The following is a 14,349-nucleotide window of genomic DNA, read 5'->3' as shown; positions in this document are numbered from 1 at the left end:
AAACTGAATAAGACGGCTTTAAGCGTAACAGAAGCCCGCCGTCAGGACCAGGAAGGACGGCAGCATGGGCATGATGCAGCCCAAGACGCGGATCGACAAGCTGGTGGGCGCCCATGCGGCAGCCTTGTCCGAACGGCTTCATGCCCATCGCGAGCAGCTTTTTCCGCCCGATGCCAAGCGGGAGCTGCGCAAGTTCACCTCGGGTGAGGTGGCGGATCTGCTGGGGGTCAAGGACGCCTATCTGCGCAAGCTGGACCTTGAAGGCAAGGGCCCCTCGCCCGAAACCCGCGCGGGCGGGCGCCGGTACTATACCCCGGCTGACATCCAGGCGCTGCGCGAACTGCTTGAAAAGGGGGCAAAGTCGCCCGGAACCTATCTTCCCGGCCGACGGGCTGGGGACCACCTTCAGGTCATCACCGTCATCAACTTCAAGGGCGGCTCGGGCAAGACGACGACCGCCGCGCATCTGGCGCAGAAGCTGGCTCTGGACGGCTATCGGGTGCTGGCCATCGACCTTGATCCGCAGGCCAGCCTGTCGGCGCTGCACGGCGTGCAGCCGGAACTCGACCTGCCGGACGGCGGCACGATCTACGATTCGATCCGCTACGACGATCCGGTGCCGCTGCGCGAGGTGATCCAGAAGACCTACTTCACGAACCTGGACCTGATCCCGGGCAACCTGGACCTGATGGAGTTCGAACACGCGACGCCGATGGCGCTGCGCGAACGGTCGGGAAACTATTTCTTCACCCGCATCGGCGACGTTCTGGCCGATGTCGAGGCCGATTACGACATCGTCGTGATCGACTGCCCGCCGCAACTGGGCTTCCTGACGATGTCGGCGCTGTCGGCGGCCACAGCCATCCTTGTCACCGTCCACCCGCAGATGCTGGACGTCATGTCGATGTGCCAGTTTCTGCTGATGACGTCGAACCTGCTGGGGGTGGTGGCCGACGCGGGCGGCAACATGGACTACGACTGGATGCGCTATGTCGTCACCCGCTACGAGCCCGGCGACGGCCCGCAGAACCAGATGGTCAGCTTCATGCGCTCGATGTTCGGCGATCACGTTCTGAACCATCCGGTTTTGAAATCGACCGCGATCTCGGATGCGGGGATCACCAAGCAGACGCTCTACGAGGTCGAGAAATCGCAGTTCACCCGCGCCACCTACGAGCGCGCGATCGAAAGCCTCAATGCCGTCAACGGAGAGATCGAGGGGCTGATTCAGGCGGCCTGGGGCCGCAGGGGGGATGATGGCACGCAAGGACCTGCTGAAGAACCTGATGACGCCCCCTGCCCCCGACGAGGGCCGGCCCCCCTGCCCCGGTCGGACCGCGGGGCGATCGGGGCGGTGTCGAAATCCATCAGCGAATTGAAGAACCGCGCCATCATCGAGGTGCCCCCCGAGATGATCGACGACGCGGGCATCGAGGACCGGCTGGACGACGATCCCGCCGGGATCGAGGCGCTGATGGTCTCGATCAGGGAATACGGCCAGCAGGTGCCCGTGCTTCTGCGCCATTCCCCGCAGGCCGAAGGCCGCTACGACATCGTCTTCGGGCGCCGCCGCGTTGCGGCGCTGCGGCAGCTGAAGATGCCGGTCAAGGCCATGGTCCGCAGCCTGAACGACCGGGAGCTGGTGGTGGCCCAGGGGCAGGAGAACTCGGCCCGCAAGGATCTGAGCTTCATCGAAAAAGCCAACTTCGCGCGGCAGATGGTCGCCGCCGGCTATGACCGCAAGCTGGTCTGCGATGCGCTGTCGATCGACAAGACCGTGATTTCCCGGATGCTGACGGTGATCGAGGCGCTGCCCGACCAGCTGATCCGGGCGATCGGCGCCGCGCCCTCGGCCGGGCGGGACCGTTGGCTGTCCCTGGCGCAGAAGGCCAAGGATCGCCCGGTCGAGGATCTCGTGTCGATGGCCCAAGGTGCCGATTCGGACACGCGTTTCGCGGCCGTTCTGGCGGGACTTGCCGCACCGTCCCCTCGCCCCGACGGCCGGACGCTGGTCGCTGCGGACGGCCTTTCGCTGGGCCGCGCCCGTCGCGGCCCGCAGCGCACGGTGATCGAACTGGATCGCGAGGGCCAGGATTTCGCCGACTGGCTGATCGACCATATCGCCGAGGTTCACCAGGACTGGCTGCAGCGCCGGTCCTGACGACAACCGCAACCCACCAGCAAGGAGGCACAAGCCGGTAAAAGAAAAGCCCCCAGGACATGACATCCCAAAGGGCCGTTCTCTCGATCTAGCACCTCGAAGATAGCGGCATTGGTTGACAGCTGTCAACACCGTCGGTTCCCGGCGCGGGCATTTCCTTTGCCTTGTGACATCACGATGATGCAAGTCTTCTCGACCCCCAAGGGGCCGGGGGCTGATGCCGCGCGCCGCGCGGCGCCTCACGGAACCCCGCACGACGCACCCGGCAGGCCGGACATCGACAAATGGGCCTTGCTGAAGGCCCTGAGCGAGGGTCGCGAGGCCTTCGGCCTGACGGACCGCAACCTGGCGGTCCTGTCGGCCCTTCTGTCCTTCCACCCCTACCGCAGCCTGAGCGACGGCGCGCTGACGGTCTTTCCGTCCAACGCCTCTCTTGCTGCGCGGCTGCACGGGATGCCCGAAAGCACCTTGCGGCGCCACATCGCCTCGCTGGTGAAGGCGGGAATGATCGCGCGCTGCGACAGCCCCAACGGCAAGCGCTATGCCACGCGGGACGGCACCGGCAGGATCGATCAGGTGTTCGGCTTTGATCTGTCCCCCCTGCTGCATCAGGCCGAGGAGATCGCCGGCGCCGCCCAGGCCGCGCGCGAGACAGCACGGCTGACACGACGGCTCCGCCAGACCATTTCCCTGCTGCTGCGGGACCTGCTGGCCCGTCTTCAGACGGCCGACCTTGGGCCGGAGGCGGCCCTGTGCTGCACCGAGGCGCAGCGCCTGATGCGGCGGAAGCTGGATCTGGCCACGCTGTCGCAGCTTGAGACGAAACTGCGCCTGCTGATCGGCCCATCCGCCCCCGATCATCGGCAGACAGTGCGAATGAGCGCCAATGACAGCCAAAATGAGCGGCACCTACAGAATGCAGATTCTGATGATCCTGATTCTGAACCGGGCCATGAAGGCGAAGACCACCTGGTGCTGGAGACGGTGATGGCGGCCGTGCCAGAGATAGGAAGCTATGCGACCACGCCAGTCAGCAGTTGGCGGGATCTGCACCGGCTGGCGGAGTTTGTCAGGCCGATGCTGGGGATAACGTCCGAGACCTGGGCCTTTGCAAAGCAACGCTTGGGGGGAACCGTGGCTGCCGTCACGCTCAGCTGCATCCTGCAGAAGTTCGACCGTATCCGAAGACCCGGGGCCTATCTGCGCCGTCTGGCGCAGACAGACAACTTCCGCGTCGGGCCCATGCTGGCCGCGTTGCAGCCGGGCAGGGCGCAAAGTTGACGGCTGTCAACTTCCCCCTGGCGCGGCAGGTGCAGGTTGTCTCAGGCACCCGGATTGATCCGCCGCAAGGTGATCTCGCAGCCGCCGCCATCATCGGAAGGCAGAAGCCGGCAGTTTTCCATGACCACGCGTTCGGGCTTGCCGTCGATCAGCAGCTGGCCGTCGCGTGGCCCGTCGCCGCTGTCCACCGGCGGCGTGGCCTGCGTCCGAAAGCGGGCGTAGTCGCCGCCGGTTTCGACACTCCCGTTCATCGGGGGAAAGCCGTCGAGGCTGAGGGTCGCTTGGGTCATCTGCGTCGTCTCCTGGGGGTGGTGGCGAAAGGACAACGCGGACGGAGGCCCATCGGACCCGTTGGGACGAACACGGGGCGGACGGAGATTGCAGGAACGGTCCCGCAATCCCGGAAAGGAATCGCCTTACTGTCTGGCACCAAGAAGCCGGTTCAGCAGGCGACCCAAGACCGACTGGCCTTTGGTCACGGGCTGAGGCGAGGGGGCAGGGCGAGAGGAAGCAGCGGCATCGGTCCGGTCGGTCTGCGCCGGGGCAGCCGTTGCTTGCGCGCCGACATCTTCGGAGGCCAGCTTGCCCGAGCGCTTGGCGACATGGGTGGCGATGGCGTCCATCAGCGGCGGGGACAGCGCGTCGTAGGGTTCCAGACCCAGTTCGCGCAGCCGCGCCCGGATGCCGTCCATCCGCGCCGGAACGACGCCCGATTCGATGACGCTGCTGACGAAGGCCGCGAATTCCGGCGCCGCCCAGCCTTCCTCGTCCGACAGTTCGGTATGCACGAAGTCCAGGCCGTAGAACGGATGGTCCTTGTTCTCGATCCGGCCATACATGTGCACGCCGCAGTCCCGGCAGGCGTAACGCTGGATCGGCGCGTCCCTGTTGACGACCTCAAGCTTGTCGCCGTTCTCCAGGACCTCGACCGCGTCGCGCGACACCACCGCCACCATGCTGAAGATCGCCCCGTCGGGCTTCCAGCACTTGGTGCAGCCGCAGACGTGGTTGTGGGCCGTCTGCGCCCCGACCCGGACCCGAACCGGATCGGTCGCGCAGTGGCAGGTCAGAACCCCGCCCGAAAAACCGGCGGTGGCCGGGGCAATGCCCCGATCGACGGCAGGGTGGATCTTCACCGCCTGTGAACTTTCCATGAGCGCCTCCTCTGCTGAAGTGATCATCCCGGTCCGTTCTGGCGGGATGAAACCATGGTACCAGAAAAATCCGCTTCCCGCCCCGGGACTTAGGGACTGCCGGACAGGTCCGCCCGACCGGAGAAAGCCGAAGCCATCCGGGTGGGCGACAGGCGCATCGAAAACCGCGGGAGCGTGGCCAAGATGCAGAAAGGCCACGGCGGCTGATACCAAAGGTGCAGACGAAAAATGATTGTCATCAAGCCCCTCAATGCAGTTACACTGCCGGCGGAAATGATAGACAACAGGGAGGAAAGAATGACAGCCAGCGAAAAGAAGGCGACGGTCAACCGCCGTTCGTTCCTGAAGACCGGCGTGATCGGCGGAAGCGCGGCGGCCACCGGATCACTGCTTGCGGCGCCCGCGGTTCTGGCGCAGTCGCCGATCGTGATGAAGATGCAGACCTCCTGGCCCGCCTCGGATATCTGGCAGACCATGGCCCAGCACTATGTCGAGCGGGTCGAGGCGATGTCGGGCGGCCGGCTGAAGATCGACCTGCTGCCCGCGGGCGCGGTGGTGGGGGCCTTCCAGGTCATCGACGCGGTGAACGACGGGGTGCTGGATGCCAGCCATTCCGTGTCGGCCTATTGGTACGGCAAGAACAAGGCCGCCTCGCTGTTCGGGACCGGCCCGGTGTTCGGGGGATCGCCCACCACCATGCTGTCCTGGTTCTATGCCGGCGGAGGAGAGGAGTTCTACCGCGAGCTTGTGCAGGACGTGATGGGCATGAACGTGGTCGGCCTGATGGCCTTCCCGATGCCAGCCCAGCCCTTCGGCTGGTTCAAGAACGAGGTCACGGGCCTCGCCGACATCCAGGGCATGAAATACCGCACCGTCGGCCTTGCCGCAGACGTCATGCAGTCGATGGGCATGTCCGTGGCGCAGTTGCCCGGCGGCGAGATTGTCCCGGCGATGGAGCGCGGCGTCATCGACGCCTTCGAGTTCAACAACCCCTCGTCGGACATGCGCTTCGGCGCGCAGGACGTGGCCAAGAACTATTACCTGGCCTCGTATCACCAGGCGCAGGAGGCCTTCGAGTTCCTGTTCAACCGCGACTTCCTCGAGGACCTGGAACCCGATCTGCAGGCGATCCTGCGCCACGGCGTCGAGGCGGTCTCGACCGCCAACACCGCCTTCGCCCTGGATAACTATTCGGCGGACCTGCAGAAGTTGACCTCCGAAAGCGGCGTGGTGGTTCACCGGACCCCTGCCGATGTCCAGCAGGCGCAGATCGACGCTTGGGACAAGCTGATCCCGGAACTGGAAGCCGACGAACTGATGAAGCGGATCCTGGACAGCCAACGGGCCTGGGTCGAACGCGTCACCTATTACGAGCTGATGAACGCGCCGGACTATACCCGCGCCTATCAGCATTATTTCCCGAACAAGATCAGCCTCTGACACATCCGGCGGGGCAGACCTTGCCCCGCCCACAGACCGGGACAGTCCAGATGCTACGCTATATCGACTTTGCCGACCGCCTGTCGGGCTGGTTTGGCAAATCCTTCGGCTGGCTCGTCGTGCTGATGACAATCGGCATGAGCTACGAGGTCATCGTCCGATACCTGTTCAACAACCCGACGCCCTGGGCCTACGAGCTGTCCTACATGATGTATGGGACGCTGTTCATGGTGGGCGGCGCCTATACCCTGTCGCGGGGCGGCCATGTGCGGGGCGACTTCATCTATCGGCTGTGGCCGGTGCGCGTGCAGGGCGCCCTGGACCTGCTGCTCTATATCCTGTTCTTCTTTCCCGGCATCACCGCACTGATCTTCGCAGGCTGGAAATATGCATCCCGATCAATTGGTTACGGCGAAGTCAGTTCGTCAAGCCCGGCGGGCATCCCCATCTACCAGTTCAAGACGATCCTTGTCTTGGCAGGGGTGCTGCTGTTTCTGCAGGGCATCGCGCAGGTGTTCCGCTGCATCATCGCGATCCGCACGGGCGTCTGGCAGGAACCCGTCCCCGACGTCCAGGAAACCGAGATCCTGCTGGCGCAGGAGCATGGCCAGGACATCCTGCACCACCCCGACCACATCGACCCGCCCCAGGGCGGAACGGCTCGCTGACAGGAGACATCGCACGTGACCGATCCGCAAATCGCCCTGACGATGCTGGGCGTCTTCATCTTGTTCGTCTTCCTGGGGTTTCCGATCGCCTTCACCCTGATGGCGCTTGGCATCGGCTTCGGGTATTACGCCTATTTCGACGCCGACCGCATGTGGCGAAGCTTCAACCGGCTGGGCGAGGACGCCGACGGCTGGACCAGCACCACCACCTGGCTGGAGGGCTTCTTCAACAACCGCATCTTCGATCTGTTCGTCAACCAGACCTACACGGTGATGGCGAACGAGGTGCTGACGGCGATCCCGCTGTTCCTGTTCATGGGCTACATCGTCGAACGGGCCAACATCGTGGACAAGCTGTTCGGCTCTCTGGCCATCGCCGCGCGCAACGTGCCGGGTTCGATGGGGGTGGCGGCGCTGATCACCTGCGCGCTGTTCGCCACCGCCACGGGCATCGTCGGCGCCGTCGTGACGCTGATGGGCCTGCTGGCGCTGCCGGCCATGCTGAAGGCGCGCTACGAGCCCAGCTTCGCGGCGGGCATCATCTGCGCGGGCGGCACGCTGGGCATCCTGATCCCGCCCTCGATCATGCTGATCGTCTATGCGGCGTCCTCGGGCGTGTCGATCGTGCGGCTTTACGCCGCCGCATTGCTGCCGGGCCTGCTGCTGGTGGGGCTGTACCTCATCTATGTCGTCGGCCGTTCGATCCTGCAGCCCTCGATCGCCCCGAAGCTGAGCAAGGAGGACGTGCCCGACATGCCGCGCGGCGCGGTCGTGCTGATGCTGCTCAAGTCCTTCTTCCCGCTGTCGGTCCTGATCCTGGCGGTGCTGGGCTCGATCCTGTTCGGCCTTGCGACGCCCACCGAGGCCGCTTCCATCGGCGCGTTGGGCGGGCTGCTGCTGGCGGCGGGCTATCGCGCGCTCAGCTTCGACCGGCTGCGCGAATCCGTCTATCTGACGGTGCGGACCACGGCGATGGTCTGCTGGCTGTTCGTGGGCAGCTATACCTTCTCGGCGGTGTTCTCCTATCTGGGCGGGGAACAGGTGATCTCGGAATTCGTGGGCGGTCTGGATCTGTCGCCGATCGCCTTCCTGCTGCTGGCGCAGCTCATCATCTTCCTGCTGGGCTGGCCGCTGGAATGGTCCGAGATCATCATCATCTTCGTGCCGATCTTCCTGCCGCTGCTGCCGCAGTTCGGGATCGACCCGCTGTTCTTCGGCATCCTCGTGGCGCTGAACCTTCAGACATCGTTCCTGACGCCGCCGATGGCGATGTCGGCCTATTACCTGAAGGGGATCGCGCCCGCCGAGGTCAAGCTGACCCAGATCTTCAGCGGCGTGCTGCCGTTTCTGGTCATGGTCATCTTCTCGATGCTGATGGTCTATGTGTTTCCCGGCATTGTTTTCACCCTGCCCGAGGCGGTCTATGGCAACTGATCCGCAGACCATCCTGGCCCTGCCGGTCGTCACCCTGCGCGACTGGCTGGCTTCGGGCGCGCTGCGGGCAAGCGAACTGGCCGAGGCCCTGATCGCGCGGATCGAGGCGGTCGAGCCGCAGGTCGGCGCCTTCGCCTGGTTCGACCCCGGCTTCCTGCGGGCCCAGGCCGAACAGGCGGATCGCCACCGGCAGGCCGGCCGGCCCATCGGCCCGCTGCACGGCCTGCCGGTGGGGCTTAAGGACGTGATCGACACCAAGGGCATCCCGACGGAAAACGGGACGGTGCTGGATCAGGGCAGGGTGCCGCAGGCGGATGCCGCCATCGTCGCCCGGCTGCGCGCCGCCGGCGCCCTGATCCTGGGCAAGACCGTCACGACCGAACTGCAGTTCCTGCACCCCTCGGCGACGCGCAATCCCGCCGATCCGGCCCACACGCCGGGCGGCTCGTCGGCAGGATCGGCGGCGGCGGTCGCGGCCGGCATGGCGCCCCTTGCGGTCGGGACGCAGACCGGCGGATCGGTCATCCGGCCCGCGTCGTTCTGCGGCTGCGTGGGGTTCAAGCCCAGCTTCGGCGCGATCGCGCGCCGGGGCATCCTGACCCAGTCGCCCAGCCTCGACACCGTGGGCGTCTTTGCCCGGGACGTGGAGGCCGCCGCCCTTCTAGCCGAGGTGCTGGCAGGCCCAGATCCCGCCGATGCCGATGCTCCGCCCTTGCCCCCGCCGGCGCTGCTGGCGACGGCCACTTCCAGGGTGCCGGTGACGCCCACCTTCGCCTTCGTCGAATTGCCGGGTTTTTCCTCGGCCAGTCCCGACCTGCGGCAGGCGATGGCCGCCCTTGTGTCGCGGCTGGGCGAACAGGCCTGGTCAACGACCCTGCCGCGGCTGTTCAACGACGCCGCGGCAGTCCGGGCCCGGATCAACGACGTCGAGATGGCCCACCATTACCGCGGCTATGCCGCCAGGGGCTGGGAGCGGCTTTCCCCGCCGACACGGGCCGCGATCGAGCGGGGCAGGGCCGTCAGCGCCCCGGACTATCTGTCCGCGCTTGAACTGCGGGGCGTGCTGGCCGCCGCCCTGGACGAGATCCTGGCCCGCTGCGACGCGATCCTGGTTCCCGCGGCCCTGGGCGCGGCGCCGCGCGGGCTGGAAAGCACCGGGGATTCGATCTTCAACGGCCTTTTCACCTTCACCGGCCACCCGGCCCTGACGCTGCCGCTATTCCGCGACGGCGCAGGGATACCCATGGGCGCGCAGCTTGTCGGCCGCAGGGGCGAGGACGGGCGCCTGTTGCGCACGGCCCGCTGGCTGCACCGCAGGGCCGCATCAGCAGGCCCACATGACCAAGGAGAAGACGATGTCTGACCTTATCCCCAAGCTGCTGTCCTTCGTGGCGCTTGCGATCTTCCTGGGCATCCTGGTCTGGCACGTTCCCCGCATCGACCTGGGCGGGGTGATCCTGGTGACGGTTGCCCTGGTGGCATGGGATTTCTTCGCCCCGTCGCGGGGCCGGTGACGCGCGGATTGCGGGTCCGCCTTGTGGTCAGGGTCATCTTGCGCCGCCGGAATGCAGAAAGATGCCCCGCGATCCTCGCCGCGGGGCAGGGGCGATCACTGCGGCATCTGGTAGGTGGCGATGATCGAGCCATACCAGTCGGCAAGGATGCCGATGTCCTCGTCCGTCAGGTCGCGCGCGATGATGGTCATCTGCGGATCCTCGCGCCGTCCGGCGCGAAAGTCCTGCAGCTGCTTGGCCAGGTACTCCGGGCTTTGCCCGCCGATGTTCGGGATCATCGGGTTCGTGCCGACGCCGTCGATGCCGTGACAGACACGGCAGGTTTGCGCCTGATCCGGCGCGGCGGCGGGTTGGGCCGTCTGTGCCAGAACGGCAACGCCATTCCAGGCGAACAGGCCGACAAGAATGACGCCGAGAAGTGATTTCATGATGGTCCGCTTTCCAGGTGAGGGCAGGGGCGGCGACGGCCGCCCCCGCTGGGATCAGTTGGCAGGCGCTTCGGAGGCCGGCTGCCCGCCCTCGGCCCCGGCCGGGGCTGCGGCGGGCGCTTTCCCTTGGCTGCCCTGGGCCGTCCCCGCCGCCGAACCGTCACCGACATAGGCGATCCGCCAGATCGCCCCGGCATAGTCGTCCGACACCAGCATGGATCCGTCGCGCAGGAAGGCCACGTCCATCGGGCGGCCCCGGTATTCGCCGGTCCCGCTGTCCAGCCAGCCATCGGCGAAGACGGTGGTTTCGGCGGCGTTGCCGTCCGCGTCCAGGCGCGTGAACATCACCCGCGCCCCGACCGGGGTGGTCCGGTTCCAGCTGCCGTGCTGGGCGAAGAAGATGCCGCCGTGGTATTCCTCGGGGAACGAGGTTCCCGTATAGAACCTCATCCCCAGGTCGGCCGCATGGGCATCGGTCTTGACCTGCGGCTCGACGAACTCGACCCCCTCGGGCCGGGGCACGTCCTTGTACTCGGGGACCTCGATGCCGGCATTGACCCAGGGGAAGCCGAAATGCTGGCCCGGTTCGGTCTGGCGGTTCAGCTCGCCCGGCGGGATGTCGTCGCCCATCCCGTCCACCTGGTTGTCGGTGAACCACAGGTCGCCGTTGGCCGGGTTGAAATCGTGCCCGACCGAGTTGCGGATCCCGCGCGTGAACACCTCGCGCTCGCTGCCGTCGATGTTCATGCGGATGATGCCGCCGATGCCGATCTCGTCGTATTTCTCCAGCTTGTCGCGGGGCTGCACGTTGTAGGGTTGCCCCAGCGAGATATAAAGCTTGCCGTCCGGGCCGATCCGGCAGACCCGGGCGGTGTGGTTGAAGCTTTCCTCCTCGGGCGGGATCAGTTCGCCCTGGGCCACCACCGTGCCCACCGCAGGATCGGGCCCCTCGAAGAAGAACTCGGCAGCCGCGAACTGCAGCACGCGGTTGCGCTCGACGATGTACAGGAACCCGTCGGGCGAGAAGCAGGGCCCGTTCGGGATGTCGAAGGTCAGCGAGGGGGCGAAGTCCATCACCTCGTCCGCCACCCGGTTGCGGTCGCGGTCGGCGACCGACCAGACCTTGTCCTTGCGCGTGCCGACGAAGACCACGGTCCCCTGCGGGGCCACCGCCATCGACCGCGCGTCGGGCACGACGGCGTAAAGGCTGACCTCGAAGCCGTCGGGCACGTTGATATGGGGCAGGATCTCCCGCAGCGCGTCCGCGGTGGGACCGGTCTGTTCGACGCGCGTGAAGGTGGCGTCGGTGCGCTGCATCCCCTGCAGCGTTTCCAGGTTGTCCTGGGCAAGGATCGGCGTCGCAAGGGCCGTCGTCAGAAACAGCCCGCAAAGTCCCGCGTATCTCATCATGTCTCCTCCCTGGTGCAGTTCATGTCAGGCGAAAGGCGGCGCCTCCTCCTCTGGCCGCCCGCCGCAGCGGTCAGGACCGGCCTCGCGCGGCAAACCCGACAGGTTTTCCGAGGGTCCGCGCGTGCCGGTTCCCGAGGGCGGATGATCTATGATTGCATGGGCTTTTCAACAGCTTTGTTGCCGATGCGGCGGCAATCATCCGCCGCCCCGGCTACGCATGGCGGCGGCACGGGCGCCAAGGGAAACGCGCTTCGTGGACGCCCGCGACGCCGATGATGAAATGCCCGGATTTTGCCGGTATCATGGCAGCGTCGGAATCTGGAGGATCGACCGCTTCCCCGCTGCGCCGGAAGCGCCCCTCCGTGGAGTGGCAGGCAATGTCCTTGGCGCCCGCATCGTCCCAGGCTGCCCTTCCGCGGGGGGATCGCCCGTCGGCGGGGCAAGGCGTGGCCACCGGCGGCCTGGGCCGGGACGCCATCGCGCTGCCCGGAGAGGAGGTGTTGCTGCTGCGGATCCGGGCCCCATTCGCCGCGACGCGCCAATGGCAGGCGGATGTCCGGGCGGCGGTGGCGGATCATGTCGCGGATCCGCCCGACCGGGTCCATGTGGTCGCGGGGCCCAGGCTTGGCCAGGGCGATCTTCTGGTGGCCGTTCTGGCCCACGACGTGATGACGGAATGGGCAGCCCGGGCCGATGCCAGCCGCTCGCGCCTTGTGCCCGATGTTCTGGCCCTGCCGGTTCCGCCGGGGGGCCGCCTGTCCGTGCGCGAGGCAGAGGGGCGGGTTCTGGTCCGGCTGGCGGATGGCACCGGCCTCGCGACGCGGGCCGAGACCTTTCCCGCCTTTTGGCGCGCGGCGGGCAGGCCGGGGATCGTGCTGTTCGGCGGCCGGTTGCCGGCGGATCTTCCCGTTGCCGGCAGGCAGGAGATGCCTGAAGACCCGCCCCCCGAGGCGTTGGCCTTCGACCTGATGACCGGCCCCTATGCGCGACGGGGCGACCGCCGCCGACGGCTGCAGGCGCTTGCCGCCATCGCCCTCCTGGGGCTGACCGGGCACCTCGCCATCCTGGGCGCCGAAACCGCTGCGCTTGTCGGCATCGCCCAGCGGCACGAGGCGCTGTCGCGCGATGGCGCTGCCGGGGCGGGGGCCGAGGAAGCGCCCCAGGAAGGCCCCGCGACGGGAAGGCTGTCAGGGGGCGCCTTCCTGCCGCTTCTGACTGAGGTCGGCAGGGCCTTGCCCACCTTCGGCCAGGGCATGACCCTGCGCGCCATGACCTTCGACGCCCAAACGGGCGAACTTGGCCTGCGCATCGAAGGAGAGGAACTGGGGGCGCTGCAGGATCTGGAGGCGCGGCTTGATGCCGCGGGGCTGCAGGTATCTTCGGGCGAGGGGGCAAGCAGCAACGGCGCGGCCGAACTGCGCCTGGTCATCGGGGGCAATTCATGATCGGCAGGCCGCCACCCGCCCCCTGCCGGCCACACGCCGGCTGACGCAGCCCAAGATCGGGCGCAGCACCTGGGCCGTCCTGATCCTGGCCGTCGCCGCCTGCCTGGCCCTTGCGATGGCCCTGCGCCCCTTGCTGGCCGCAAGGACCAGGGCACTGGACTCCATGGCGGCCTGGGACGGGATGCGGTCGGGACCGGATCAGCCTGCGCGGCATGACAGGGTGGCGGCGGAAGCGCCGGTTTCGGCCATCGTGACCAGGACCGCGACCGCCCGCGGCCTGACGATCCGGCGGATCGAGGCGGCGGAAACGGGAACCACGCTCTCGCTCGAGAAGGCAGACTTCAACCGCATCGTCCAGTGGCTGGCCGAACTGGAACGCTCGCATGGCCTGCATGTCGCGGCCCTGGACATGGAACGGACCACCGATCCGGGTATGGTGGATGCCATCCTGACGGTGCGCCCGTGACGCCGGCGTCCGGACCTTCCACGCCGCACCGGCTGCCCTACACCTCTGTCCGCCAGCACGGTGTTCTGCTGGAGCAAGGGCCGGGGGGCCGGTCTGCTTGGCCCGCCCCGCGGCCACCTTGGCGACCCTGGCCGAGGTTCAGCGTGTCGCCGGGGGTCTGGCGGGGTTCGAGGAAGTGGACGAGGCGCTGGCGCGGCCGACCGGATCGGGCAAGACCACTACGCTCTCTGCCGCGCTCGAGCGGCTCAACGACCGGACGCGCAACATCATGACCGTCGAGGACCCGATCGAGTATTCGCTGGACGGCATCGGCCAGGTGCAGGTCAACCCGCGCGCCGAGCTGAGCTTCGCGCGCGGGCTGCGGGCGATCCTGCGCCAGGACCCCGACGTCATCATGGTAGGCGAGATCCGCGACCGCGACACCGCCCAGATCGCCGCCGAGGCAGCCATGACCGGCCATCTGGTGCTGTCCACGCTGCACACCACCACCGCCATCGGCGCGGTCTCGCGGCTGGTCGACCTGGGGGTGGAACGCTTCCTGCTGGCGCCGATGCTGGCCGGGCTGGTGGCCCAGCGGCTGGTGCGCCGGCTGTGCCCGCTGTGCCGGCGCCCCGAACCCGCCAGCCCCGCCGAGGCCGCCCTGGTCGAGGGCCTGGTCCCCGGCGAGCAGGTGTTCCGCGCCACCGGCTGCCCGGCCTGCCAGGGCCAGGGCTACCAGGGCCGCGCCGGCCTCTACGAGGTGATCGCCCTCAACCGCGACCTCGAGGCGCTGATCCACCAGGGCGCCGCCGAGGCCGACCTCGTCCGCGCCGCCCGCCGCAACGGCCCGGGACTGTCCGCCGACGGCCTGCGAAACATCCGAAACGCCACCACAACCGTCCAGGACGTCGCCAAAGTCCTCCAGGAGGAATGAACGGTGCGATCACGCGGCGCCGCCGCGGGCCGGCG

13 protein-coding genes and 2 pseudogenes are annotated in these 14,349 nt (G+C 67.4%); 11 read left to right on the top strand and 4 right to left on the bottom strand.

Features of this window, described 5'->3' with window-relative positions:
- Positions 1-73 precede the first annotated feature (73 nt).
- The 3 genes and pseudogenes from repA to repC all read left to right on the top strand — a co-directional run.
- Positions 74-1,246: pseudogene (gene repA, locus ACZ1HC_RS15955) on the top strand (plasmid partitioning protein RepA); the annotation flags it as partial.
- Between the two features lie 108 nt (positions 1,247-1,354).
- Positions 1,355-2,161, top strand: coding sequence for a plasmid partitioning protein RepB (gene repB, locus ACZ1HC_RS15950; RefSeq protein WP_472700985.1), 807 nt, complete (start codon positions 1,355-1,357; stop codon positions 2,159-2,161).
- Positions 2,162-2,338: 177 nt separating this feature from the next.
- On the top strand, positions 2,339-3,442 hold the full coding sequence (gene repC / locus ACZ1HC_RS15945) for a plasmid replication protein RepC (protein ID WP_472700953.1): 1,104 nt from the start codon (positions 2,339-2,341) through the stop codon (positions 3,440-3,442).
- 41 nt (positions 3,443-3,483) lie between these two features.
- On the opposite strand, the gene ACZ1HC_RS15940 is transcribed toward repC, so the two are convergent.
- Positions 3,484-3,732 carry a hypothetical protein gene (locus ACZ1HC_RS15940; RefSeq protein WP_472700952.1) on the bottom strand — a complete coding sequence of 83 codons (249 nt, stop codon included), beginning with the start codon at positions 3,730-3,732 and terminating at the stop codon, positions 3,484-3,486.
- A 282-nt stretch (positions 3,733-4,014) separates the two neighbouring features.
- Positions 4,015-4,596 (bottom strand): annotated as a pseudogene (gfa, locus tag ACZ1HC_RS15935) (S-(hydroxymethyl)glutathione synthase); the annotation flags it as partial.
- Between the two features lie 297 nt (positions 4,597-4,893).
- Between gfa and ACZ1HC_RS15930 the strand changes: the two are divergent.
- Genes ACZ1HC_RS15930 through ACZ1HC_RS15910 form a run of 5 tightly spaced genes read left to right on the top strand, consistent with a single transcriptional unit; the run spans position 4,894 to position 9,652 of the window.
- A complete protein-coding gene (locus tag ACZ1HC_RS15930; protein ID WP_472700951.1) occupies positions 4,894-6,036 on the top strand; it encodes a TRAP transporter substrate-binding protein in 1,143 nt (380 codons plus the stop codon).
- Between the two features lie 50 nt (positions 6,037-6,086).
- Positions 6,087-6,704, top strand: coding sequence for a TRAP transporter small permease subunit (locus tag ACZ1HC_RS15925; RefSeq protein WP_472700950.1), 618 nt, complete (start codon positions 6,087-6,089; stop codon positions 6,702-6,704).
- A 15-nt stretch (positions 6,705-6,719) separates the two neighbouring features.
- Entirely contained in the window at positions 6,720-8,138 is a 1,419-nt protein-coding gene (locus ACZ1HC_RS15920; RefSeq protein ID WP_472700949.1) for a TRAP transporter large permease, read from the top strand.
- The gene (locus ACZ1HC_RS15915; protein ID WP_472700948.1) at positions 8,128-9,501 is read left to right on the top strand and encodes an amidase; all 1,374 of its coding nucleotides are present in this window, start codon (positions 8,128-8,130) and stop codon (positions 9,499-9,501) included. Before ACZ1HC_RS15920 ends, ACZ1HC_RS15915 begins: the two co-directional genes overlap by 11 nt.
- Positions 9,494-9,652 carry a hypothetical protein gene (locus tag ACZ1HC_RS15910; RefSeq protein WP_472700947.1) on the top strand — a complete coding sequence of 53 codons (159 nt, stop codon included), beginning with the start codon at positions 9,494-9,496 and terminating at the stop codon, positions 9,650-9,652. The genes ACZ1HC_RS15915 and ACZ1HC_RS15910 overlap by 8 nt, the downstream gene beginning before the upstream one ends.
- A 95-nt stretch (positions 9,653-9,747) precedes the next feature.
- Here ACZ1HC_RS15910 and ACZ1HC_RS15905 read toward each other — a convergent pair whose 3' ends face one another.
- On the bottom strand, positions 9,748-10,080 hold the full coding sequence (locus tag ACZ1HC_RS15905; protein WP_472700946.1) for a c-type cytochrome: 333 nt from the start codon (positions 10,078-10,080) through the stop codon (positions 9,748-9,750).
- Between the two features lie 54 nt (positions 10,081-10,134).
- Entirely contained in the window at positions 10,135-11,487 is a 1,353-nt protein-coding gene (locus ACZ1HC_RS15900; RefSeq protein WP_472700945.1) for a PQQ-dependent sugar dehydrogenase, read from the bottom strand.
- Positions 11,488-11,762: 275 nt separating this feature from the next.
- Between ACZ1HC_RS15900 and gspL the strand changes: the two genes are divergently transcribed.
- The 3 genes from gspL to ACZ1HC_RS15885 all read left to right on the top strand — a co-directional run bounded on the left by gspL (position 11,763) and on the right by ACZ1HC_RS15885 (position 14,314).
- The gene (gene gspL / locus ACZ1HC_RS15895) at positions 11,763-12,935 is read left to right on the top strand and encodes a type II secretion system protein GspL (RefSeq protein WP_472700944.1); all 1,173 of its coding nucleotides are present in this window, start codon (positions 11,763-11,765) and stop codon (positions 12,933-12,935) included.
- Positions 12,847-13,401 (top strand): type II secretion system protein GspM, encoded by a 555-nt coding sequence (gene gspM, locus ACZ1HC_RS15890; protein ID WP_472700943.1) that lies wholly within the window; start codon positions 12,847-12,849, stop codon positions 13,399-13,401. The genes gspL and gspM overlap by 89 nt, the downstream gene beginning before the upstream one ends.
- Before the next feature lie 97 nt (positions 13,402-13,498).
- Positions 13,499-14,314: a GspE/PulE family protein gene (locus ACZ1HC_RS15885; protein WP_472700942.1), complete on the top strand. Its 816-nt coding sequence runs from the start codon at positions 13,499-13,501 to the stop codon at positions 14,312-14,314.
- Positions 14,315-14,349 lie beyond the last annotated feature (35 nt).

Source organism: Paracoccus sp. BR5-17 (assembly GCF_055693925.1).
Note: the sequence above shows the minus strand (reverse complement) of the source record. Positions and strands in the feature narration are given on the sequence as shown.